Raw genomic sequence first — 24377 nt, 5'->3', positions numbered from 1 at the left:
ACATCAAGCAAAGGACAGGGAATGGCACAGCGACTGTTGATCATGGGACCTCAAGGCGTAGGCAAGGGCACGCAGGCGGCCTTGCTCAGCAAGCATTACGGGATTCCGGCCATATCCACTGGTGACATTTTCCGCTACAACCTGAAGAACGGAACCGAGCTGGGTAAACAGGCCAAGGCCTACACCGACAAGGGCGAGCTGGTTCCAGACGAGCTGACCAACAAGATTGTCAAGGACCGCTTGGGCATGGATGATGCGGCCCAGGGCTGGATTCTGGACGGCTACCCCCGTTCGGCATCCCAGGTCGAGGCGCTGGACAAGATGCTCAAGGAGCTGGGCACTCCGCTGACGGCTGTGGTGGCCCTGGACGCCGACCATGACGTGCTCATGCAGCGCATCGCCAAGCGGGCCAAGGAGGAGGGTCGGGCAGACGATACCCCCGAGGCCATAGCCAAGCGGCTGGATATCTATGCCAAGGAGACTGCCCCCCTGCTGAATACCTATAAGTCCCGTGGTCTTCTGGTCGCAGTGGACGGCCAGGGCGAGATCGACCAGATATCCAAGGAGATTGTCGCTCAGCTGGACAGGCGCTGATTCATCGCTTGTCAATTCATAGCTTGTCAGTCGAGAGGCCGGTCGCCGGCAAGACTCGCTGATAAGACGACCTGGAGCATAGAAGCTGCATGACCCCAAGGGGCGTGACAGCTTCTTTTTGTGCAGGGCGGAAAACCCGCGAGTCCGCCCAACTCTGGCGAACAGGATGATAGCCTTGGTGCATTCAGGCCTGCTTGCGAGGGATATTGCATGTCGGTGATCGGCCGTAAAAGATAGAGCAATCAGTACAGAAACAGAAGAGGTCCACTTGAAGGGGTCTACGGTATCCGTGGTCAGATCGGATAAGCAGGAACCAGCGCGTCCAAAGCACACCATCCGAACCATTCTGCGCTCCCTGCGCGAATACCGGAAGGCCAGTCTTCTGGCTCCGGCTTTCGTCTTTTTGGAGAGCGTCCTTGAGATTGTGATCCCGACCATCATGGCCTCCCTGATTGACCAAGGGGTCTCGGGGAGGTCCATGCCGGCCATCTTCAAATTCGGGCTGATCCTGTTGGCCTGCTCGGCCGTCTCCCTGTTCTCCGGATTCATGTCCGGACGGTATGCGGCCATCGCCTCTTCCGGCCTGGCCAAGAATGTCCGCAGCGATCTGTTCGCCAAGGTGCAGTCCTTCAGCTTCACCAACATCGACCGCTTCTCGACCGGGTCCATCATCACCCGGCTGACCACCGATGTGACCAACCTGCAGAACGCCTATCAGATGGTCATCAGGGTCGGGGTCAGGGCGCCGATCATGGTCATCGTGGCCTGGCTCTTCTCTTATAGGATCTCCAGGCCCATATCCCTGGTCTTCCTGGTCGCCATCCCCATCCTGGGCTTCGGTCTGATTGGTCTGTCCCTGCTGGTTCATCCCATCTTCGAGCGGGTCTTCCACACCTACGACCACCTCAACAACGTGGTGGACGAGAACCTTCAGGGCATCAGAGTGGTCAAGTCCTACAACCGTGAAGACTACGAGGAGCGCAAATTCAACGGTATTTCCTCGGCCATCTACCGGGCCTTCTGCAAGGCCGAGCGGATCATGAGCCTGAACCCGGCATTGCTGAACTTCTGTATTTACGCCTCTCTGCTGGTCATATCCTGGATGGGCGCCTCCCAAATTGTGGCATCCGGGAACAATGCCGCCCTGGGGCTTACCACAGGAGATCTGACCGCCCTGGTCACCTATGCCATCCAGATCATGATGGCCATGAACATGGTTTCCATGATCGTGGTCATGGTCGTCATCTCCCAGGCCTCGGCCGAGCGCATCTGCCAGGTGCTCAACGAGGTCAGCACCGTGCATGATCCCGCCAAGCCTGTCATGAAGGTGGCCGACGGCTCCATCAGCTTCCAGGATGTGACCTTCCGCTACTCGGAGCGGTCCGAACGTCCCGTTCTGAGCCACATCAATCTGCAGGTTCCCTCGGGCTCCACCCTGGGCATCGTGGGCGGGACCGGCTCCTCCAAGTCCAGCCTGGTCCAGCTCATCCCCCGTCTCTACGACGTGACCGAGGGGTCCCTCCAGGTGGGCGGCGTGGACGTGCGCCAGTACGACCTGACCGTCCTGCGCGACCAGGTGGCCATGGTGCTCCAGAAGAATGTCCTGTTCACCGGGACCATCGCCGAGAACCTGCGTTGGGGCAACCCTCAAGCCACGGACGAAGATCTGGTGCGCGCCTGCACCCTGGCCCAGGCCGACGATTTCGTGCGGGAGTTTCCTGATGGCTATCAGACCTATCTGGACGAGGGCGGCACCAACCTTTCTGGCGGCCAGCGACAGCGTCTGTGCATAGCTCGGGCCCTGCTGAAGAAGCCCGACATTCTGATTCTGGACGACTCGACCAGCGCTGTGGACACCAAAACCGACCAGCTGATCCGCCGCGCCTTCAGCCAGGAAATCCCTGACACCACCAAGATCATCATCTCCCAGCGTCTGGCCTCTGTGGAGGACGCCGACATGATCGTGGTCCTGGAGGAGGGCAGGATTCTCGACAAGGGCACCCACCAGGAACTCCTGCGAACATGTCAGGAGTACCGATCCATCTATGAATCACAGACCAGGAACCAGAGCGAGGAGGACAAGGACCATGAGTGACGGATCATTCAAGGACCGCAAGCCCCGCCTGGACAAGGCCGCGCCGGGAACGACCCGTCGCATCCTGAGCTACCTGCTTGCCTACCGCTGGCAGCTGGCGGTGATCGTGGTCTGCATCATCATCAGCGCCGGGGCCCAGGCGGCATCGGCCTTCTTCCTCCAGCCGCTGATCGACCACTACATCCTGCCGCTGGTCGGGGCCGCCGACCCTGACTGGGGACCGCTGATGAGGACCCTGATCCTGATGGGCTGCCTCTATGCAGTGGGGACCTTCTGCTCCTGGTTCTGGAACTGGCTGATCGTCAAGGTGGAGCAGGGCACCCTGAAGACCATCCGCGACCAGATGTTCGCCCACCAGCAGGAGCTGCCCATCGGCTTCTTCGACACCCATGAACATGGCGACACCATGAGCCGCTACACCAACGACACGGATACCCTCCGTCAGGCTATCTCCCAGTCCTTCCCGCAGATGGTCTCCTCGGTCCTGTCCGCCCTGGCAGCCCTGATCTCCATGCTCTGGCTCTCCATCCCCTTCACCGTCCTGACCCTGGTTTTCGCGGCGGTCCTTATTGTGGTGGTCCGGGTTCTGGTCACCCGAAGCGGCCGGTACTTCGTTCACCAGCAGCGCTATCTGGGCCAGGTGAACGCCTTTGTGGAAGAGGCCGTCAACGGGCAGAAGGTCATCAAGGTCTTCAACCATGAGGATGCCACCGCCAAGGTCTTCGAGGAGAGGAACGAGGAGCTCTTCCAGGCCTCGGCCCAGGCCAATACCTACGGCAACGTCACCATGCCGGTCGTGGGCAACATGGGCTACCTGCTCTATGTCATCCTGGCCATCGTGGGCGGTCTGGCCGGCATTGCGGGCATGGGCAATGTAGGACTGACCGGGGCTGGGCCGCTGACCCTGGGAACAATCGTCTCCCTTCTGACCCTCTCCCGCTCCTTCATCAACCCCATCGGCCAGGTCTCCATGCAGTTCAACATGGTCATGATGGCCCTGGCAGGCGCCTCCCGGATCTTCGACCTGATGGACCAGCCCGTCGAGTCCGACCAGGGCACGGTCAGATTGGTCAGCGTCGAACTGGCCTCGGACGGCCGGACCATGACCCCAGTCGACCATGAGACAGGGCACTGGGCCTGGAAGCGCGAGGCGGATGACGACGGCAGGCGCTCGCTGGAGGCCGCCATGAAGCTTCCCGGCGATGCCCGTGATGTGGCCCTGAAGGCCAAGGATCAGGCCATCACCTCCCCGGATGGGCGATACACCCTCCTCCAGGGGGATGTGCGATTCACCGACGTCAGCTTCGGATACGATCCGGGCAAGCCTGTCCTGCACGACATCACCTGGTTCGCCAAGCCCGGGCAGAAGGTGGCGCTGGTAGGTGCCACTGGTGCCGGCAAGACCACGATCACCAACCTGATCAACCGCTTCTATGACATCCAGCAGGGCCAGATCCTCTATGACGGGATCGATGTGAGGAATATCCGCAAGCCTGACCTCCGCCGCTCCCTGGGCATCGTCCTTCAGGATGTCAACCTCTTCACGGGCACCGTCCTGGACAACATCCGCTATGGGCGCCTGGATGCTACAGACGAGGAGTGTATCGAGGCTGCCAGGATGACCAACGCCGACAGCTTCATCCGCATGCTTCCCCAGGGCTACCAGACCGTTCTTGAGGGGGATGGAAGCGGACTGTCCCAGGGTCAGCGACAGCTGATCTCGATTGCCAGGGCGGCGGTGGCCGATCCTCCGGCCATGATCCTGGACGAAGCCACTTCCTCAATCGACACCCGCACCGAGGAGGTGGTCCAGCAGGGCATGGACGCATTGATGCGCGGCCGGACGGTCTTCGTGATCGCCCATAGGCTCTCCACGGTCCGCAACTCCGATGTGATCATGGTCCTGGACCACGGGCGGATCATCGAGCGCGGCAATCACGATGAGCTGATGACCAAGCACGGCGAATACTACCAGCTCTACACAGGCGCCCTGGAACTGGAGTAGGGCTCTCCGGGATTGCCGAATGTTGGGAGAAGGTATCGGTAGTTTTTGATTCGGCAATGAACAAAACCAGTGGGGCGGCACGTGACTGATGCCCCGCCCCTACGTGTAGCTGATGACTGGAACTTCGCCTGCAACCAAACTGGTTTCATCTGGCTCAAACCTCATATGGCAAGACTTTTCCCAAGTGCTGGTGCACTAGGCACATGGGGAGTGGGCGCATCCGATGCCTGCTACTACCGGCTGCCGGACTTCGGCGAGCAGCACTTGGCTGTCTGACGAATTGGGCCACAAGGGGATTCTTACTGGGAGGAAGATATGGTCAGGATTGCTTTCACTGGAGCCTGGCGGGTTCATTCCCCATCTGAGCTATTGGTATGCCATTAAAAGAAGGGCCTGACCCGCAAATTCAGCAGGCCAGGCCTATATGAATAGGAGTCAGATTCGATTTCAGAGGATGCCCTGGGCGACCATGGCATCGGCCACCTTGGTGAAGCCGGCCACGTTGGCGCCCAGCATCAGGTCGCCCTCATGCCCGTATTCCTTGGAGGCCTGGTAGGACTTCTGGAAGATCCCCGTCATAATGTCCTTGAGCCGCTGATCCACCTCGTCGAAGGTCCACTGCAGGCGCAGGGAGTTCTGGCTCATCTCCAGGCCGGAGACGGCCACGCCGCCGGCATTGGCGGCCTTGGCGGGTCCGTAGAGCACCTTGTTATCCTGGTAGACCTGGATGGCCTCGGGGGTGGAGGGCATGTTGGCGCCTTCGCATACCACGGTGCATCCGTTGGCGACCAGGGTCTTTGCTGATTCCTCGTCGATTTCGTTCTGCGTGGCGCAGGGAAGGGCGATGTCGCAGGGCACAGTCCAGACGCCCTTGCAGCCCTCGTGGTACTCAGCGGAGTCCACACGGTCCGCATACTCGCGAATTCGGCCGCGGTGACCCAGCTTGATGTCCTTGACGACATCCAGGTCAATCCCCTTGGGATCGTAGACGTATCCGTTGGAGTCGGATGCGGTTACCACCTTGGCGCCCAGTTGCTGGGCCTTTTCGGTGGCGAAGATGGCCACGTTGCCCGAACCGGAGAAGACGACGGTCTTGCCCTGGAAGGAATCCTTGCGCAGCGTCTGCAGGGCCTCCTGGGTGTAGTAGCACAGGCCGTAACCCGTGGCCTCGGTCCTGGCCAGGGAGCCGCCGAAGGTCAGATCCTTGCCGGTCAGCACGCCCGAGTATTCGTCGCGCATTCTCTTGTACTGGCCGAACAGGTAGCCGATCTCGCGGGATCCCACGTTGATGTCGCCGGCGGGCACGTCGGTGAACTGGCCGATGTGGCGCTGCAGCTCAGTCATGAAGGCCTGGCAGAAGCGCATGACCTCGGCATCCGAGCGGCCCTTGGGGTCGAAGTCGGATCCTCCCTTGGCGCCGCCCATAGGCAGCCCGGTCAGCGAATTCTTCAGAATCTGCTCGAAGCCCAGGAACTTGATGACCGACTCGGTCACGGTCGGGTGGAAGCGAAGGCCGCCCTTGTAGGGGCCGATGGCCGAATTGAATTGGATCCGGTAGCCGCGGTTGACCTGCACATGGCCTTGGTCATCGGTCCAGGCCACACGGAACTTGACTGCACGCTCGGGCTCGACCAGACGTTCCAGCACGCCGTTGGCCTCATACTCTGGATGCCGTTCCACCACGGGTTCCAGGCTGGAGAAAACTTCACGAACAGCCTGCAGGAATTCCGGCTGGTCGCCGTCGCGCTTCTCAACCTGCTGGTATACGCGCTTAATGTATTCGTTGGTGAGCATCTGAGCTCCTTTGACTAGGAATGGCCGGTCCGTCCGGTCCACATGCGATTGGGTCCGCCCTCAAGAGCCTGCGGGGGCTGGCGGAATCTTATCCTATGGTAAATGCCCCAAAGTTACGTCACAAGAATTCTGGCCCGTAATGTCTGACATGTGGTCATTCAAGGCCCGAAGAATGAGAGAACAAGGGAGGGCAGACAAGGCTGATGACGAAAGTTGAGTCTCCTAGACTCAACTTTTATTCCTTGGGTGAACATTGGGCATGGAACCTGGCTCCCGCGGTTTGGACAAAGTGAAGGGCAGGGAGCCCGGGAGGACAGGTCAGGATGTCCACCCGGGGTTCCGGTCCGCAGAAACTATTGACTTTGAGAATCAGGAGATGCGATTATGGCTATGTTTCCCGCATTGATGAACAATTCGATCTTCGGCGACTTCTTCGACGATCCCTTCTTCAACAACTGGCGTGACGGGCGTCGGCAGGGCCAGGGCGCCAAGAACGCGCTGAACAGCCCCTTGATGAACACGGATGTGCGCGAGAAGGACGGGCAGTACCAGCTCTCCATCGACATGCCCGGCTTCGACAAGAAAGACATCGGCCTGCGTCTGGAGGACGGCTACCTGATCGTCTCCGCCCAAAAGAACGGTGACCAGGGCGACAAGGATGACCAGGGCCGGTGGATTCGGCGTGAGCGCTACACCGGGTCCTGCTCCCGCAGCTTCTATGTAGGCGACAAGGTCCGTCAGGAGGACATTCATGCCCACTATGCCAACGGCACCCTGGAGGTGACCCTGCCCAAGACCAGCATCGAACCGGCTGACAACACGCAGAACATCGCCATCGAGGACTGAGGGATTCGGGTCCTTATCGGACCGTCTGAATGACTGCTATACTGATTGAGCGACAGCCGTTCAGACGGCCCTTTTGTCGTGTCAACACGCTATTGCCCAATTTTGGGCCCATCAATGCTATACTTACCATTTGGCGTGTCTTTCGGCGCGCTGTGTAACCGGCCGAGGATCGGATAGAAGGCTTATGGCAAAAGATGGTGTGATCGAGGTGGAAGGGCGTGTGGTCGAGGCCCTCCCCAATGCGATGTTCCGCGTCGAGCTCGAGAACAAGCACCTGGTGCTGGCCACCATTTCCGGCAAAATGCGCAAGAACTACATCCGCATTCTGCCCCAGGATCGGGTGGTGCTCGAAATGAGTCCCTACGATCTGAACCGCGGACGGATTACGTACCGTTATAAGTAACAAGGTACACAAGCAAAGGAAAACCATGAAGGTCAGCCCTAGTGTGAAGAGAATCTGCGAGAACTGCCGCGTGATTCGTCGTCACGGCCGCGTCATGGTGATCTGCAAAAACCCACGCCACAAGCAGCGCCAGGGCTGAGCGGATTCCCAGCGGCAACGAACACCAAAGGCGCTGAGTCACAGCCGACAGGCTGAACCCCGGGTGCGCAGGCCCGGGCCGGGAGACCGGAAGACTCGGTGCACGACCTGCGTAGAACAAAAAGGAATCGCAATGGCACGTCTTGCCGGAGTCGACATCCCCAACGAGAAGCGCATAGAGATAGCCCTCACCTACATCTTCGGTGTGGGGCGTACTCGCGCCAAGGAAACACTTGCCGCGACCGGAGTGAATCCGGACACCCGCGTCAAGGATCTCACGGACGAGCAGCTCATTACGCTGCGTGATTACCTCGAGGGAAACTACAAGATCGAGGGTGATCTGCGTCGTGAGATCGACGCCGATATTCGCCGTAAGATCCAGATCAATTGCTATCAGGGCCAGCGCCACCGCAGGGGCCTGCCCGTGCGTGGCCAGCGGACCAAGACCAACGCCCGCACCCGCAAGGGGCCCAAGCGCACCGTCGCCGGAAAGAAGAAGGCGACCAAGTAAGGCCGAATGCGAAGCGGGGATGAGGGTTCCCGGTGATTCGCACTAGCAATCAGTTATTCGTGACAAGGAAACGAGGATCAATGGCAGCAGCAAAGCAGGCCGCGCGCAAGCCTCGTCGTCGGGATCGCAAGTCGGTTCCGGTCGGGCAGGCGCATATCAAGTCAACATTCAACAACACCATCATCTCCATCACCGATCCTTCCGGTGCTGTAGTGGCCTGGGCTTCAGGCGGCGACGTAGGCTTCAAGGGCTCCCGCAAGTCCACCCCTTACGCAGCGGGCATGGCCGCCGAATCCGCAGCCCGCAAGGCCATGGAGCATGGGGTCAAGAAGGTGGATGTCTTTGTCAAGGGCCCGGGTTCGGGTCGCGAGACCGCCATCCGCTCCCTGCAGTCCGCAGGCCTGGAGGTCGGTTCCATCTCTGATGTGACCCCACAGGCACACAATGGCGTTCGTCCTCCCAAGCGCCGTCGCGTCTGAGCACTAAAAAACCCATGAATCCACCCGCGAAGACCGGTGAGTGCACCACCGGTTGGAGCTGAAAGGATAGCAACAGTGCTTATTGCACAGCGTCCGACTCTTACTGAAGAAGTCGTCAATGCCCAGCGCTCCCGTTTCACCATCGAGCCGCTGGAGCCCGGATTCGGGTACACCCTGGGCAACTCCCTGCGTCGTACCCTGCTGAGCTCCATACCGGGAGCGGCCGTGACCTCGGTCCGCATCTCGGGTGCCCTGCACGAGTTCACCACGCTGCCTGGTGTGGAGGAGGACGTCACTGAGATCCTGCTCAACATCAAGGGCATCGTGCTGACCAGCGAGTACGACGAGCCTGTGGTCATGTATTTGCGCAAGAGCGGCAAGGGCGAGGCCACCGCCGGGGACATCACCCCGCCGGCCGGCGTCACCGTGGCCAATCCTGATCTGCATATCGCGACCCTGGCCGAGGATGGCGAGCTGGAGATCGAGTTCACGGTGGAGCGTGGGCGTGGATACGTCCAGGCCCAGCTCAACAAGCAGGACAACGATGAGATCGGGCGCATCCCGGTCGATTCCATCTACTCTCCCGTGCTCAAGGTCAGCTATAAGGTCGAGGCCACCCGTGTCGAGCAGCGCACGGATTTCGACAAGCTGATCCTGGACGTGGAGACCAAGCCTGCCATCTCGCCGCGTGATGCGGTGGCCTCCGCTGGGTCGACCCTGGTCGAGCTCTTCGGCCTCTGCCGCGAGCTCAACACTCAGGCTGAGGGTGTGGAAGTCGGACCCGAGCCGCTGGTGGAAGAGGCGGATCCGCAGATGTCCGTGCCGATTGAGGACCTGAACCTGACGCAGCGTTCCTACAACTGCCTCAAGCGCGAAGGAATCCACACCATCGGCGAGCTGGTCTCGCATACCGAGCAGGATCTGCTGGACATCCGCAACTTCGGCATGAAGTCCATCGACGAGGTCAAGGAGAAGCTTGAGGGCATGGGGCTGTCGCTGAAGGCCTCCCCGCTGGGCTTCGACACCAATAATCTCGAGGGAGGCACCTTCTTCTCGCCTGACGACGAGTGAAGTGCAGCAGCCTTCGTATGAGCAGGCGAGGGGGAAGGGTTCCGTCGCCTGCTGACAGCAATTCCGGGAAGTCGGATGTTCGGGCGTATGCCCACCTGTCCTCCCGGGCCGTAAGGAGATAATCCAATGCCAAAACCTAGCAAGGGCCCACGTCTGGCCTCCAGCCCGGCGCACGAGCGGCTGATGCTGGCCAACATGGCCACCAGCCTCTTTGCCAACGGCCGTATCACGACCACTCTGCCCAAGGCCAAGCGCCTGCGTCCGCTGGCCGAGCGGCTGATCACCTTCGCCAAGCGTGGGGATCTGCCTGCCCGCCGTCGTGTCATGCGCGTCATCCGCGACAAGTCTGTGGTCCACATCCTGTTCACGCAGATCGCCGAGCAGATGCAGCAGCGTGAGGGCGGCTACACCCGCATCACCAAGATCGCGCCCCGCCGCGGAGACAACTCCCCCCAGGCCGTGATCGAGCTGGTCACCGAGCCCCTGTCGGCCAAGAAGGCCGTCGTCAAGGAGGCTGAGTCCGCAGCCAAGGTGGCCGCCAAGGATGACAATGCCGAGGTGGCTGCGGCCACTGACGCCGCCGTCGCCGAAGGCGCTGTCAAGGATGCCGTCGACCAGGCCGTCGAGGCCAACGAGTCCGATCAGGACGTGTCCCAGGCCGACCAGGCCGCCGAGGATCTGGAACAGACCGCTGAGAAGGCGGATCAGGCCGAAGCCCAGGCTGAGGAAGATGCCGACGTGGCTGAGGATGCCGAGAAGACTGCCGAGTAATCGGTTATTGCATTCGATGACGGGGTCGGGGAGCATGGCTCTCCGACCCCGTTTGTCATTGCTGCCAGGGAGGTCTTGATGGAAGGTCAGGAAGGGAAGATGTCCCTTGTCAGGCTGCGCATGGATCTGGCCTATGACGGTGGCGGCTTCCATGGCTGGGCCCGGCAGCCAGGGCTTCGTACGGTCCAAGGTTGCATTGAGCAGGCTCTGTCTCTGATCACTGGAGCCCGCAGCTCACAAGGCGGCGTTCCCCATAACCACGACGTCTGGGAACCAAGACTGGTCGTGGCTGGCAGGACCGACACCGGGGTCCACGCGTCTCATCAGGTGGCTCACCTGGACATTCCCGATGTTGTGCTCGAGTCCTGCAGGGGCCATATGGAGGTCAATGGTGTTGTGGCCTTGGAACGCCGTCTCCGGCACCTGCTGCCTGCCGACATCGTTCTGCTCAGTCTCGGATTGGCTCCTGCGGGATTCGACGCCCGCTTCTCTGCTATGGAACGAACCTACCTGTACCGGGTCAGCCAGGGGAGCCAGCCAGGGGATCCCCGCATGCGGGGCTATGTGCTGGATCTGGAGGGGAGCCTGGATCTGCAAGCTATGAACGAGGCTGCAAGAGCGTGTATCGGCTTGCATGACTTCGGATCCTTCGCCAGGCCAAACCCTGGCGGCACGACCATCCGCAAGGTCCTGGCCGCACACTGGGATCTGGTTCCGGCCGTGAATCTGTTCGGTGCGGCTCCGGACCAGAGTGTTGTCGGGTACCTTCCGACTTTCATGGAATCCGGGCTGACCGTCTTTCGGATCGTCGCTGACGCATTTGCCCATAATATGGTTCGCTCACTGGTAGCAGCATGCATTCAGGTGGGCCTGGGACGCCGGTCCGTGCCATGGTTTGCCGACAAGGTGGCCCACCCCCTGCGCGAAGGTTCCACCGGTCCCATAGATGCTCGGGGTCTGACCCTGGAGCATGTGGCCTACCCGCCTGATGACCAGCTGGCTGAACGGGCTCAGGCCATCCGAGCCCGCCGTACACTGTGACCCTCTGCCTGTTCATGGTAACCGTTGTCTGCGCCACGCCGCTTGCCAGGTAGGGACTCTGTGGCATAATGGAAAAGTTGTTGTTCGGCAGTGTCGGGCAACGACCATGGTTGAGTGTCCGAGCGGTCTAAGGAGCACGCCTCGAAAGCGTGTGAGGGCAACTCCCTCCGCGAGTTCGAATCTCGCCTCAACCGCCCCCACTGGTCCCGGCCCCACGGTCGGGGCCTTTTTTCGTATACTGTCTGTTGATGGCATGTGTACGATTGAGATAAAGGGGCTCATGCCTTCCTGCTGAAGGAGGTCCTTTGGTCGGCATCAAAGACGTGGCCGCTCTGGCGGGAGTTTCCATAAGTACTGTTTCCTATGTATTCTCGGGCAAGCGACCGGTAAGCGACGCGACGAAGATCAGGGTTCTCAAGGCAGTCCAGCAATTGGATTACCACCCCGGATCAGGAGCCGCCATGCTCCGAAGGGACCGCAGAACCCATCTGATCGTGCTGAGCTCGCCAATGCATCCCTATACCGACTATTCGAACTACGCCACCTTTTTCTTCGCCGTAGTTGCCAGGGCCAGACACTACCACTACAACGTGGTCCTTTTGATGGATGAGGACGATACGGACGAACTCCTGAGAATGTCATACAGTGGCATGATCGATGGCGTCCTCCTCTTGGATGTGACCATGGAAGATCCGCGGGTAGCCCAGGCACATACCTCCTTGGTGCCCTATGTCTCCATTGGATATGCCAGAGATTCGTCCAAACTGCTTTCCGTTGACGTGGATTTTCATGCCATGGGCCGACGTGCTGTCGATGAGTTCTATCGGATGGGCCATCGGCATATGCTCATGATCGGATCCAACAGTCAGTCCTACGAGGAAGGTTCCAATTTCCTGGTTCGGACCAAAAAGGCCGCCATAGACAGGGCCCGGGTGCTGGGTATAAAGACGACTTTCCTGTGTTCCACCGGCGACGATGCCAGGCATGTCAGTCAATTGATCGATCAGGCTTTCCGGTTGGACCCTGAGATAACGGCGATCATGGCCCAGACCAGCATCAGCCACATGAACAACACCATTGTTGCGTTGTCAAAACGAGGGCTTTCGATCCCGAAGAATATTTCCATGCTGGCTTTAAGCACTTTTGGCAATGCTTCCGTTCTCGAGCGTCCTCTTGATGAGATTCCCATGATGCCGCATGAAACATGTTCCCGCGGGGTGGACATGCTGATGGAGTGTTTGGAAGGCATCGGGAAAAAGCCGGGAACAGTGGAGCTGATCCGTTCCGACTATAAGCGCAGGGGATCTGTGGGCCCGGTTCGGCCACATAGCTGAGAACCGTAAGCGATCGCTGTGGCGCCCAGGCTGCCACATTGGCGGAAAACCGGAGTCTCGGTAGTGTCATAGGTTATCGAAAAACGTCGAAATACTATGTCAATTATAGTCAAATCATTAAATTATTAAATGGTTGTCCAATAAGGAGAATCATCAAGCGATGAAGCTAGGAAAAGAGGAGCGATGAAGTTTCCCCGGAGAATCATGGCAGCTGTTACGGCTGTGGCAAGTCTGGCGGGCATCATGGCCTTATCCGGATGCGGCGGCAGTGACAGCGCCCAAGAGGAGCATCCTGATTCCATCAAGATCTGGTATTACGAGGAGGATAACGGCGCCCAGGGCAAGGCCTGGAAGCAGGCCATTGCTGACTTCCAGAAGAAGACCGGCATCAAGGTCAACTTCGAGAAGAAGACCTTCGAGCAAATCAGGCAAAACGCCAGCCAGATCCTCAATTCTGATGACGCCCCAGATGTGATGGAGTACAACAAAGGCAACGCTACTGCGGGCCTGCTTTCAAGCCAGGGCCTGCTGTCCAACCTCAACGACTATGTCAAGAAATACCAATGGAACAAGAAGATCTCTGGATCCTTGGCGGTCCCGGGCCGTTATGACGAGAAGGGCGTTATGGGATCCGGCGACTGGTACGGCATCACCACCTATGGCGAGGAGGTGATCATGTACTACAACAAGGACATGTTCGACAAGTACGGCATCGCCATACCCAAGACCATGTCCGAATTGGAGCAGGCCATGCAAAAGTTCAAGGACAACGGCGTCACAGCCTTGTCCGAGGGCGTGGCTGAATACCCGCTCCAGCATCTCTGGTGGCAGTTGGTCCTGCAAAAAGCCGATCAGCGCTTGATCAACGCCTATCAGCGCTACGACGGCAAGGTGGACTGGCAAGGCCCGGCCATGACCTATGCCACTGATACCATCAAGGACTGGGTAAACAAGGGTTACATCAGCAAAGATTCGACGGGCTTGAAAGCCGAGGATGCCGGACAGAACTTCATGAAGGGGACCTACCCCATGCTCTTCTCGGGCTCTTGGTGGTTCGGACGCTTCCAAAGCGACATCCCCAATGTCAATTGGGAGGTCAGCCTTTTCCCTGAAACCAAGAAGATTCCCGGCGGATCGGGCAACATCTGGGTGATTCCCGAGCGTTCCAAGAAAAAGGACGCTGCAGCGAAGTTCATCGACATGACGCTGAGCAAAGAGAATCAGAACCTGATGGGCAACTCCGGCGGATTGCCCATTGCAGCAGATCCTGCCCAGATAAACGATCCCAAGAGCAAGGAGCTGATCGCCGGTTTCAACCAGGTCATCAAGGATGATCGTCTGGGCTACTATCCGGACTGGCCGACCTCAACCTTCTATGACGAGCTCAACGCGGGTCTGCAGGAATTGGTCAACGGAACCAAGGACACCAAGGCCGTGCTTACGGAGCTTCAGGGCAAGTATGACAAAGGCGTCGAGACATCGGGGCTGAAAAAGTAGTCAAACCATGGGCCGGCGGGTGCGCTCTTGATCAGGCGGCCGCCGGCTTCCACTCCGCTGCCATCTGCAGCGGACCCTGATAGGCACATTTTCAGGCTGAGGAGAAACGAACAATGGGATCTCGAAGTACAAATCCTGCACCGGTCGCTGCCAAGACCGATGAGGAACGTGGGATGTCCAGGATACCGGGCAATCCCTCAAATCGATTCTGGTGGTATCTGATACCGGGGTTGCTGGTTCTTGTGTGGATCATCATCGTGCCGGCAATCTGGAACATCTACTTGAGCTTTACCAACTACCGGGGGATACGGCCCCCGCGGTGGACCGGGATTGACAACTGGTCGCGGCTGATCAGGGATGCTACATTCTGGGCCTCTTTCCGCAACTCCATCTGGATGATCGTGGCCATGGTCGTCATCCCCATTCTGATCGGCTTGGTTCTGGCCTCGCTGGTCTTCGATGTGGTCCAAAAACGGTTCGGCGCCAAGACCGCTTCAACCATGCGCGCTGTTTACTACTTCCCCCAGCTTCTGCCTATCTCGGTGGCGGCTCTGGTCATGGGCTGGATATTCCGACCCGAGAACGGCGCTCTGAATGCCATACTCAAGGGGATGGGGCTGGGACGTTTTCAGCACAACTGGCTGGGATCGCCCGACACCGCCTTGATATTCCTGATGATCATCATGATTTGGATCCAGCTGGGTTATCCCCTGGTCATATTCATGTCCGGTCTGCAGCGTGTCGATCCTGAGCTTTACGAGGCAGCGAGTCTGGACGGGGCCAACTGGTGGCAGCGGTTCAAAGTCATTACCCTGCCGGCAATCAAGCCGGAAATCTTCGTGGTGGCCCTGACCTGCACCATCGCAGCCTTGAAGGTTTTCGCTCCGGTGTACATGCTGACCAAGGGAGGGCCGGGCGACAGCACCATTGTGCCCTCATACTATTCGTACACACAGTTCTTCCAATCGCAACAGGTCGGCTATGGCGCCGCCATATCCACGGCTCTGACCATCGTCATCATCGTGATCTCTGTCGTTTTCACCAACGTCCAGCAGCGGGTCGAGCAAGAGGACGAGGAGTAGCATCATGACAGCTGTAAGCAAGATTCCCAAAGCACGGAAAAATAGGACGACAGGAGATTGGCTGATCCTGGCCTTGCTGATCGTCGGCGGACTGATCATGCTCTTTCCGTTTTTTGTTCTTCTGCTGAACGCCTTCAAAACCACGGCGGACTACAACGCCTCGGGTCCTCTTTCCTGGCCGCACGAATTCAGTGCCGCTGGACTGGTGAAATTCTGGACCAGAGTTCGATTCCCTCAGAAAGTCTGGAACAGCGTATGGATTTGTGCGTTGGTGTCATTCCTGGCTGTCGGGCTGTCAGTGCTGAACTCCTTCGCTCTGGGCATCGGTCGCGTCAAGGGCAGGCGCTGGATCGTCCTGCTGATTATGCTGGCTAATATGATGCCGCAGGAAGCTCTGCTCTATCCGCTCTATATCATGTTCAAGGCCATGGGCCTATACAACTCACAATGGTCGATCGTCATCATATTCACGGTCATCCAGAGCGCGTTCGGCACCTATCTTCTGTCCAGCGTCTACGGAACCTTCCCCAAGGCCATTCTGGAAGCTGCCACCATAGATGGGGCCAGCCGGTGGAGAATTCTCAAGGACATCGTCTTCCCCATTTCCAAGCCCACGCTGAGCGTCATGCTGGTCTTCTTCTTCATCTGGACCTGGAATGAGTACATGATCCCTATGGCCTTCCTGATTGACAATTCCAAGCAGACGGTCCCCATTGCCATAGCGTCGCTGACCGGGGACAGACTGATGGATGTGACCACCACGGCTGCGGCCTCACTGATCAGCATTGTGCCCACGCTGATCTTCTATCTGATCTTCCAAAGAACCCTTTCCAAGGGCATTACTACAGGAGCTGTGAAATAACATGAAGTTCACCAATGGATATTGGCTGACCCGGCCCGGCGTCGAGGCTCTCTACGCACGTTCTCCCTATGAATTGTCGGTAGGGCCAGATGGGAGGAGCATCGATGTCCTGGCTACGACCAGGGTCGTGACCGGCAGGGCCGACACCCTGAATCTGCCGACCTTCCGGATCCATGCCACCTCGCCGGCTGAAGGGATCATCCGGGTGCAGGCAACCCATTGGAAGGGTAGCGGAACCTGTCCGGGTTTCCCTGTTTACGAGCAGGATCCGGATTCCGGATTCGTCCAGGCTCGCGCCCAGGGTGCTGGCGACGGCGAGGTCGGAGAAGACGGGGCTTCGGTGACTCTGACATCGGGCAACCTGAGCCTGACCATGACCAAGGGGCCCGTCTTCGACATGGCTTTTGCCTGCGAGGGCAAGGAGCTCACCCATGCCAGGGGCAAGTCTCTGGCAAGGTTCGCTTTGGCTCCCGACGCTGCCGTAAGTACGCAACCGGTGGGGGAGTTCGGCGTAGCGCCCACGGCCAGGGCTTATGATGAGTCTCCGGTTTTCACCGCCATTCAACTTGGCTTGTCAGTCGGGGAAAGGGTCTACGGCTTTGGCGAAAGGTTCGGCCCATATCTGAAGAACGGGCAGAGCATAGACATCTGGAACGAAGATGGCGGCACAGCCAGCGAGCAAGGCTATAAGGACATTCCCTTCTATATGACCAGCAAGGGCTACGGTGTTCTGGTCAACAACCGCGGGCATGTCTCTTTCGAAGTGGCCACAGAGAACACCGAGACCGTCCAGTTCAGCGTGCCCGGCGAAGTTCTGGACTTCTATCTGATCGCCGGGCCGAATCCTGAACGGATCCTGGAGCGATACACGGCCTTGGTGGGTCGTCCGGCCAAGATCCCTGCCTGGTCATATGGGCTCTGGCTGACCACATCCTTCACCACGAAATATGACGAGGAGACCGTGACATCCATGATCGATGGCATGGCTCAACGGCATATTCCGCTGAGCGTTTTTCACTACGACTGCTATTGGATGAGGGAATTCCACTGGACCGACTTCCAATGGGATCGACGCTTCTTCCCCGACATCGAGGGGACCCTGGGACGCCTCCACCGTGAGAAGGGGCTGCACGTTTGTGCCTGGATCAACCCATATATCGGGCAGGAAAGCGTTCTCTTTGACCAGGCTGCAGACCAGGGCTACCTGGTTCGTAAGCCCAATGGAGACATATGGCAGACCGATCTTTGGCAGGCCGGCATGGGGCTGGTGGATTTCACCAATCCAGACGCTTGCAAGTGGTTCAAAGAGCAGGTCAAGCATCTCCTCAGGCAAGGAGTAGATGCCATCAAGACCGATTTCGGTGAGCGCATCCCTGCCGATGTGGTCTGGTTCGATGGCTCGGATCCGGCGAGCATGCATAACTGGTATACGCAACTGTACAATCAGACCGTCTTCAAAGCCATCGAAGAGGTGTACGGAAAGGGGCAGGCTTGCCTGTATGCCCGATCTGCCACGGTGGGAGGCCAGCAGCAGCCTGTTCACTGGGGCGGTGACTGCGAGTCCACCTTCAACGGCATGGCGCAGACCTTGCGGGCTGGCTTGTCGCTGGTGAGTTCTGGCTTTGGTTTCTGGAGCCATGATATCGGCGGTTTCGAGGGAGCAAGACCTGACCCTGCTGTTTACAAACGCTGGATAGCGTTCGGTCTGCTCTCCTCTCACTCCAGGCTGCACGGCTCCACGGTCTACCGAGTACCCTGGCTCTTCGATGAGGAGGACGAGCGCAGGGGAGTGGTCAATCCTCCTGAGCAGACCGCAGTGAGTGTGCTGCGAAAGTTCACCAGGTTGAAGATATCCATGATGCCCTACCTGTACCAGGTCGGACTTGGTGCACACGAGCGCGGCGTCCCGGTCATGCGTTCCATGTTCATGGAGTTCCCTGATGACAGGACGGCACTGGATTGCGACCGCCAGTATATGCTGGGGCCGTCGCTTCTGGTGGCGCCGGTCTTTTCCTACACGGGTGATGTGGAATACTACCTGCCCAAGGGGGTATGGACGGATTGGTTCACCGGCCGCCAGGTGGACTGCCGACAGTCCGGCCAGTGGATGCATGAAAAGCATGGCTTCGACACGGTTCCGCTCTGGGTGCGCAACGGGACTGTTTTGGTCACCCGCCAGGGACAGGAATCAACCGAATATGCTTATGGAACCGATTCCCGGGTCTCAGTCTTCCTGGCTCACGATGGAAGAGCCAGTGCGACGGTAACCGAGGAAGATGGCAGCAGCCTGGTCTTCCAGGCGGAACGCTCAGGAAACGCAGTCACCATCACTTCCTCAGACGGTCGGGAATTCACCGGTTGCCTGGGGATGGGCGAGGGCAAGGCTTCCCGAAACGGGCGTCTGATTCTGTCGGCAGCTTGAACAAGGACGGCAGCATCCTTTCAGCTCGATGTGGGTTTGCCGACTGGGTCAAAAGCTTGCGCAATACCGCAGGCAGTCTGGCGTGGCTGCGGGCGTTGATGCTGAGCCGATAAAAAGACCGTCCAATGCAGAAGGCGATGTGGTGGTCAGCACCGGGTCGCCTTCTGCATTGCACGGGTTCATACCCCCCGCGTTCCTAGGGAATGCTCCTGTGGAACACGTTCTATAATATCACCACCTGAACCGGTAATGCCACCCGCAACGTTTCGTGAAATCTGCAGTAAGTGAGCGTTCATTTGCTGTGTTCGGCGATTGATCTTCATGATCGATCAGGTGTTGAGCACGCATGGGCAGGGTTTGCTCGTCTTTGCGGATGAGGAAACCTGAGAGTGTGATCAGAGCAGCCTGTGGCTGAAGGGTCCGTCCTGGACGTCAGTGCTTTGGCGCCTGCAGCAGGGCTGACGATGTGGCCGGGTAGCCGAGGTTCATGGCCATGGATATGTGGGCTACGATCATGTCGACCAGGGCCGATGTGGCCTCTTGGCGGCTTTTCGCGTTCTGGCTGGCGTCAGTTCGTATGGTGCCTGAGGAGCCGTTCAGCTTCCTCCCCACAGCCAGAAGGGCCCGGGCCGTATCCATCTCGATCAGGGCAGGGGTAGGGGCCTGTACGCCGTTGGCGGGATCGGTGCACTCGTCGGGGTGCGCCAGCAGATCAGTGGTGGGATAGACCCCCTGCCTGGGATCGTGCTTGGCCTGGCCGACCAGGATCTGCGCAGCTGCAGTGTGCGCATCGGCTAGGGTCAGCATCCATGCAGCATCCGTCTTGCGGGCCGCAAGGACCGAGAGTTCGAATCCGGAACGGTCTTCGCCGGTGATGGCCTGATCGGCCAATTCGACTGGCAGTGCCTTGGCCAGTGGATCCAACTGCTGTGCAGCCTGGACCAGCCTCAATACAGCTGTTTGGCGATTGGCCTGTCCGCCCTGGGAGGCCGTCAAAGCCTGGGCTGCGTGCACTGTGGCTTCGTCCAGACGTGCAGGGCACTCGCGGGCCGCTTGGACCCAGGCCTGGGCGCGGCTGTCTGCCTGATCCTGCTGAACCCGTTCCGACTGCCGTGCTCGCGTCCATGCCTGCTCGCAGGCGGTGGGGCGGAGATTGTCGGGATCGTGCTGACTGACATGCACCGCTGAGGGTGCGCATCCTGAGATGATGGCGGCCAGCAGCAGTGCACCGATGCCGGCTCGCATCCGTCGTGCCAGGATCGCCGGCCGACGACTCGCCCACCCGTGGTATTCAGGAACCGGCTGTGTCTGCATGAAAGGCTAGAATAGTAGGCATTGCAGACTAAAAGAAGCACAGTCTGAATAACTTCATAGGAGGTCTTGACATGGAACTGGACCTGGCTGAAATTCATCAGCTGGCACACGAACAAGGGATTGATGCCGAGACCTTGGATCAAGCACTGAGCGAGGCTCTTCTTCTGGCCTATCAGAAGTCGCCTCACGCAGCCAAGCACGCACGGGTGGAGCTGGACGAACGTGCGGGGACTTTTACCATTTGGGCACAGGACGAGATCGCTCGCGAGCCCACGCCAGAAGAGCCTGAACCGGGATATGACCTGGGCGAGGAATACGACGACACACCGAAGGATTTCGATCGGCTGGCAGCCTCCACAGCCCGCCAGGTCATCCGCCAGCTCTTCCGTCAGGCAGATGACGAGCGTGTCTTCGGAGCTTTCTCGGGCCAGAAGGGCCATCTGATCACTGGGGTTGTACAGCAGGATGCCAGCGATCCCGGCAATGTGCATGTGGCCGTGGACAATGTCGAGGCCATTCTGCCCCGCCGCGAGCAGGTGCCTGGAGAGCATTATCGGCACGGCCAGCGGATCCGCGTCTACGTGGTCAATGTCTCCCGTGGGCTCAAGGGGCCGGAAATCATCGTGTCGCGTTCCCACCCGGAGCTGGTTCGCCGCCTCTTTGAGCGGGAGGTGCCCGAGCTGGTCTCCGGTGCAGTCTCCATCATGGCCATTGCCCGTGAGGCAGGGGCCAGAACCAAGATCGCGGTCCGCGCCAACACCAAGGGAGTCAATCCCAAGGGTGCGCTGATCGGTCCGGCTGGCGCTCGCGTGCGTGCCGTCATGGAGAATCTGGGACCTGAGAAGATCGACATTGTGGACTGGTCCAAGGATCCCGCCGAATTCGTGGCGGCGGCCCTGTCCCCGGCCGTGGTTCGCCAGGTGCAGATCGTCAGCGAGTCCAACCGCACAGCCATTGCCTTTATCAAGGACGCCCAGCTCTCCCTGGCCATCGGCAAAGAGGGCCAGAACGCCCGTCTGGCCGCCAAGCTGACCGGGTGGAAGATCGGCATCGAGTCCGAGGAGGCTCACCAGCAAAAATTGCGTGAGTTGCAGGCACAATCGGCTTCGGCTGCCGGTGAAGACGCCTGAGAGCAAACATCCGACGACGCGAGTATGCTGGATCCGGTATCCCGAGTCCGGTGGTTCATGCCGTCGGCCCCGGCACAGAGACGAGGTAACACGATCATGGTCGCACGATGAGACAGGATATGTTCGCCGTCATCAAAGAGTGATCGCGCCGGTCATATGCGCGGTCCGGTAAGGAGAAAGTAAGTGCCCAAAGCGCGCGTGTATGAGCTGGCCAAGGAATTTGGCGTAGACAGCAAGACTGTTCTGGCGAAATTGAAGGACATGGGCGAGTTCGTCAAGTCCGCATCCTCCACTGTCGAGGCCCCCGTGGTTCGTCGACTCAAGAACGCTTTCCCTCAGAAGGGACAGGGCGACGCTGGCCAGGCCGCTGCACGAAATGCACGCCCCGGCAGCCCTAATCATGGAAGCGGCCAGGGGCAACGCAGCCGCTCGCAGTCCGGCGGCACCCAGCAGCATTCGACGCCTGGGCCCAAGCCCGGACAGGGCCATCGGCCCTCGGCCGGCGGCGACGCGCCACGGGGTCAGCAGCGTCCCGGTGGCCACTTCCCCAAGCCCGGTGCCCCCCAAGGCAACCACAATGAGCACGAGCAGCGCAACCAGTCCCGTGGGCCCAAGCCTTCAGCCATGGGCAGGCCCGGCCCCCAGGGGTCGCACAACAACGGTCGCCCTGGCGGATCCAACGCTGCGGCAGCGCGTCATGGCGCACGGCCGGGATCATCCACGCCTCGTCCAGGCAACAATCCCTTCAGCCGCAAGCAGGGGATGAAGGCCCCCATGCCTTCAGACATCCCCAGGCCACACCCCATGGCCAGGCCCACCGTCAACGACTCCCGCAGGGGCCGGGGCGGATTCCGCAACGGCCGTGGCGGTCGTTCCGGGCAGGGCGCCCGTCCAGGACAGTGGGGCCATAGCCGCCCCGGCCAGCAGACGCATCAGGGCGGCAGCCGTTTCGGCGGCGCTTCGTCGGCACCCTCAGGCGGCTTCCGCGGCGGTTCAGGTCGCGGCGGTCGTGGTCGCGGCGGCGCTGCCGGAGCCTTCGGTCGCCAAGGAGGCAAGTCCTCCAAGGCCCGCAAGAACCGGATGGCCAAGAGGCATGAATTCCAGGAGATGAAGGCACCCGTCATCGGCGGCGTGCGCATCCCCGCTGGCAATGGACGTACCGTCAAGCTGCGCCAGGGCGCCACCCTGGCCGACCTGGCTGACAAGATCAACGTCAACCCCGCTGCCCTGGTCACGGTGCTCTTCCACCTGGGCGAGATGGCCACAGCCACCCAGTCCCTGGATGAGGCCACCTTCCAAATCCTGGGCGACGAGATCGGATGGAAGATTCGCATCGTCTCCGCCGAGGAGGAGGACAAGGAGCTCCTTCAGCAGTTCGACATCAACCTGGACGAAGAACGCGAGGACCAGGATGACAAGAACCTGCAGCCCAGGCCTCCGGTGGTTACGGTCATGGGCCATGTCGACCACGGCAAGACCCGGTTGCTGGACACCATCCGCAAGACCAACACGACCACCCAGGAGGCTGGCGGCATCACCCAGCGCATCGGAGCCTACCAGGCCACGGTCACCCTGGACGGGGAGGATCGCAAGATCACCTTCCTGGACACCCCTGGTCACGAGGCCTTTACGGCCATGCGTGCCCGTGGTGCCGAGCTGACGGATGTGGCTGTCCTGGTGGTGGCCGCGGACGACGGCGTCATGCCGCAGACCGTGGAGGCCATCAACCACGCCCAGGCCGCCCATGTGCCCATCGTGGTGGCTGTCAACAAGATCGACGTCGAGGGAGCCAATCCTCAGAAGGTGCGCGGTCAGCTGACCGAGTTCGGCCTGGTATCCGAAGAGTATGGCGGCGACACCATGTTCGTCGACATCTCCGCCAAGCTGGGCACCAACGTGGACAAGCTCCTGGAGGCCGTCCTGCTGACTGCCGACGCCGATCTTGACCTTCGGGCCAACCCCGACATGGACGCTCGCGGCGCCACGATCGAGGCCCGCTTGGACAAGGGTCGCGGAGCTGTGGCCACTGTGCTGGTCCAGCAGGGGACCCTGCATGTGGGCGATGCCATTGTGGCCGGATCGGCCTATGGCCGTGTGCGCGCCATGCTGGACGAGAACGGTCGGCAGATGGATGCCGCTGGCCCGTCTAACCCCGTACAGGTGCTGGGTCTTACCTCGGTGCCCACCGCTGGCGACCTCTTCCTGGTTGCGCCTGACGATCGCACCGCTCGACAGATCGCCGAGAAGCGCGAGGCTTCGGCCCGTGCCGCTCAGCTGGCCAAGCGCCGCAAGGTAGTCTCCTTGGAGAGCCTGAAGGAGCAGTTCGCCAAGTCCGAGGTGGACATGCTCAACATCGTCATCAAGGGCGACTCCTCCGGCTCGGTCGAGGCCCTGGAGGACTCCCTGATGAAGATCGAGGTATCCGACGAGGTCGGTATCCAGGTCATCCACCGGGGCGTTGGAGCCATCACCCAGAACGACGTCAACCTGGCCACGGTCGACAAGGCCGTCATCATCGGCTTCAACGTCCGGCCCAACCGGCAGGTCCAGGATCTGGCCGACCGCGAGGGTGTGGAGATCAAGTACTACTCGGTCATCTACAACGCCATCGAGGACATCGAGGCTGCGCTCAAGGGCATGCTCAAGCCGGAGTACGAGGAGGTCACCACCTCCCACTCCGAGATCCGCGAGATCTTCCGTTCCTCCAAGTTCGGCAACATCGCGGGTGTCATGGTCCAGGACGGCACCGTCAAGCGGGGCACCAAGGCGCGCATCGCCCGCAACGGGGTGGTCACCATCAACGACCTGGAGATATCCTCCCTGCGCCGGTTCAAGGACGACGTCAACGAGGTGTCTGAAGGTTACGAGGCTGGCATCAACCTGGGCTCCTTCAACGACATCGAGGTGGGCGACATCATCGAGACCTACGAGATGCAGGAAGTGGAACGCAAGTAGAGCCTGTTGACCATCCGACCACATGTCGGAGGA

At 59.9% G+C, this 24377-nt stretch carries 20 protein-coding genes and 1 tRNA gene; 19 read left to right on the top strand and 2 right to left on the bottom strand.

Annotated elements, in window-relative coordinates:
* Nucleotides 1–21 precede the first annotated feature (21 nt).
* The 3 genes from QRX41_RS01645 to QRX41_RS01635 all read left to right on the top strand — a co-directional run bounded on the left by QRX41_RS01645 (nt 22) and on the right by QRX41_RS01635 (nt 4694).
* Nucleotides 22–594: an adenylate kinase gene (locus QRX41_RS01645; protein ID WP_313838289.1), complete on the top strand. Its 573-nt coding sequence runs from the start codon at nt 22–24 to the stop codon at nt 592–594.
* Nucleotides 595–883: 289 nt separating this feature from the next.
* Nucleotides 884–2689 (top strand): ABC transporter ATP-binding protein, encoded by a 1806-nt coding sequence (locus QRX41_RS01640; RefSeq protein WP_396176775.1) that lies wholly within the window; start codon nt 884–886, stop codon nt 2687–2689.
* Nucleotides 2682–4694, top strand: coding sequence for an ABC transporter ATP-binding protein (locus QRX41_RS01635; protein WP_306221290.1), 2013 nt, complete (start codon nt 2682–2684; stop codon nt 4692–4694). Before QRX41_RS01640 ends, QRX41_RS01635 begins: the two co-directional genes overlap by 8 nt.
* Nucleotides 4695–5141: 447 nt before the next feature.
* Here the strand turns inward: QRX41_RS01635 and gdhA are convergent, their stop codons facing one another.
* A complete protein-coding gene (gdhA, locus tag QRX41_RS01630) occupies nt 5142–6488 on the bottom strand; it encodes an NADP-specific glutamate dehydrogenase (protein ID WP_313838286.1) in 1347 nt (448 codons plus the stop codon).
* 384 nt (nt 6489–6872) lie between these two features.
* On the opposite strand from gdhA, the gene QRX41_RS01625 reads away from it, so the two are divergent.
* The 14 genes from QRX41_RS01625 (at nt 6873) to yicI (ending at nt 18945) form a co-directional block, all read left to right on the top strand.
* Entirely contained in the window at nt 6873–7334 is a 462-nt protein-coding gene (locus tag QRX41_RS01625; protein WP_029678055.1) for an Hsp20/alpha crystallin family protein, read from the top strand.
* A 184-nt stretch (nt 7335–7518) separates the two neighbouring features.
* Nucleotides 7519–7737 (top strand): translation initiation factor IF-1, encoded by a 219-nt coding sequence (gene infA / locus QRX41_RS01620; protein WP_015022331.1) that lies wholly within the window; start codon nt 7519–7521, stop codon nt 7735–7737.
* A gap of 25 nt (nt 7738–7762) precedes the next feature.
* Nucleotides 7763–7876: a 50S ribosomal protein L36 gene (gene rpmJ, locus QRX41_RS01615; protein ID WP_015022330.1), complete on the top strand. Its 114-nt coding sequence runs from the start codon at nt 7763–7765 to the stop codon at nt 7874–7876.
* A gap of 132 nt (nt 7877–8008) precedes the next feature.
* Nucleotides 8009–8386, top strand: a complete 378-nt coding sequence (gene rpsM / locus QRX41_RS01610; RefSeq protein ID WP_015022329.1) for a 30S ribosomal protein S13 — start codon at nt 8009–8011, stop codon at nt 8384–8386.
* An 80-nt stretch (nt 8387–8466) separates the two neighbouring features.
* A complete protein-coding gene (gene rpsK, locus QRX41_RS01605) occupies nt 8467–8865 on the top strand; it encodes a 30S ribosomal protein S11 (protein WP_015022328.1) in 399 nt (132 codons plus the stop codon).
* Nucleotides 8866–8940: 75 nt separating this feature from the next.
* Entirely contained in the window at nt 8941–9936 is a 996-nt protein-coding gene (locus tag QRX41_RS01600; RefSeq protein WP_313838284.1) for a DNA-directed RNA polymerase subunit alpha, read from the top strand.
* Nucleotides 9937–10062: 126 nt separating this feature from the next.
* A complete protein-coding gene (gene rplQ, locus QRX41_RS01595) occupies nt 10063–10707 on the top strand; it encodes a 50S ribosomal protein L17 (RefSeq protein WP_313838282.1) in 645 nt (214 codons plus the stop codon).
* A gap of 78 nt (nt 10708–10785) precedes the next feature.
* Nucleotides 10786–11748 (top strand): tRNA pseudouridine synthase A, encoded by a 963-nt coding sequence (locus QRX41_RS01590; RefSeq protein ID WP_313838281.1) that lies wholly within the window; start codon nt 10786–10788, stop codon nt 11746–11748.
* A 108-nt stretch (nt 11749–11856) separates the two neighbouring features.
* Nucleotides 11857–11942, top strand: a tRNA-Ser gene (locus QRX41_RS01585).
* A gap of 111 nt (nt 11943–12053) precedes the next feature.
* Nucleotides 12054–13082 carry a LacI family DNA-binding transcriptional regulator gene (locus QRX41_RS01580; RefSeq protein ID WP_306221283.1) on the top strand — a complete coding sequence of 343 codons (1029 nt, stop codon included), beginning with the start codon at nt 12054–12056 and terminating at the stop codon, nt 13080–13082.
* 204 nt (nt 13083–13286) lie between these two features.
* Nucleotides 13287–14579, top strand: coding sequence for an ABC transporter substrate-binding protein (locus tag QRX41_RS01575; RefSeq protein ID WP_231575801.1), 1293 nt, complete (start codon nt 13287–13289; stop codon nt 14577–14579).
* A gap of 113 nt (nt 14580–14692) precedes the next feature.
* Nucleotides 14693–15661, top strand: a complete 969-nt coding sequence (locus QRX41_RS01570) for a carbohydrate ABC transporter permease (RefSeq protein WP_313838280.1) — start codon at nt 14693–14695, stop codon at nt 15659–15661.
* Nucleotides 15662–15665: 4 nt separating this feature from the next.
* Nucleotides 15666–16523: a carbohydrate ABC transporter permease gene (locus QRX41_RS01565; RefSeq protein ID WP_045924802.1), complete on the top strand. Its 858-nt coding sequence runs from the start codon at nt 15666–15668 to the stop codon at nt 16521–16523.
* Between the two features lies 1 nt (nt 16524).
* A complete protein-coding gene (gene yicI, locus QRX41_RS01560) occupies nt 16525–18945 on the top strand; it encodes an alpha-xylosidase (RefSeq protein ID WP_313838278.1) in 2421 nt (806 codons plus the stop codon).
* A gap of 432 nt (nt 18946–19377) precedes the next feature.
* Here the strand turns inward: yicI and QRX41_RS01555 are convergent, their stop codons facing one another.
* Entirely contained in the window at nt 19378–20259 is an 882-nt protein-coding gene (locus QRX41_RS01555; protein ID WP_313838276.1) for a hypothetical protein, read from the bottom strand.
* 71 nt (nt 20260–20330) lie between these two features.
* Here QRX41_RS01555 and nusA point away from each other — a divergent pair, with 71 nt between their 5' ends.
* Nucleotides 20331–21389: a transcription termination factor NusA gene (nusA, locus tag QRX41_RS01550; RefSeq protein ID WP_121914088.1), complete on the top strand. Its 1059-nt coding sequence runs from the start codon at nt 20331–20333 to the stop codon at nt 21387–21389.
* A 183-nt stretch (nt 21390–21572) separates the two neighbouring features.
* Complete coding sequence (gene infB / locus QRX41_RS01545; RefSeq protein ID WP_313838274.1) at nt 21573–24344, top strand: translation initiation factor IF-2; 2772 nt, start codon at nt 21573–21575, stop codon at nt 24342–24344.
* The last annotated feature ends 33 nt before the right edge of the window (nt 24345–24377 follow it).

The sequence above is a fragment of the Bifidobacterium kimbladii genome, from assembly GCF_032193675.1.
Classification (GTDB): Bacteria; Actinomycetota; Actinomycetes; order Actinomycetales; family Bifidobacteriaceae; genus Bombiscardovia; species Bombiscardovia kimbladii.
Note: the sequence above shows the minus strand (reverse complement) of the source record. Positions and strands in the feature narration are given on the sequence as shown.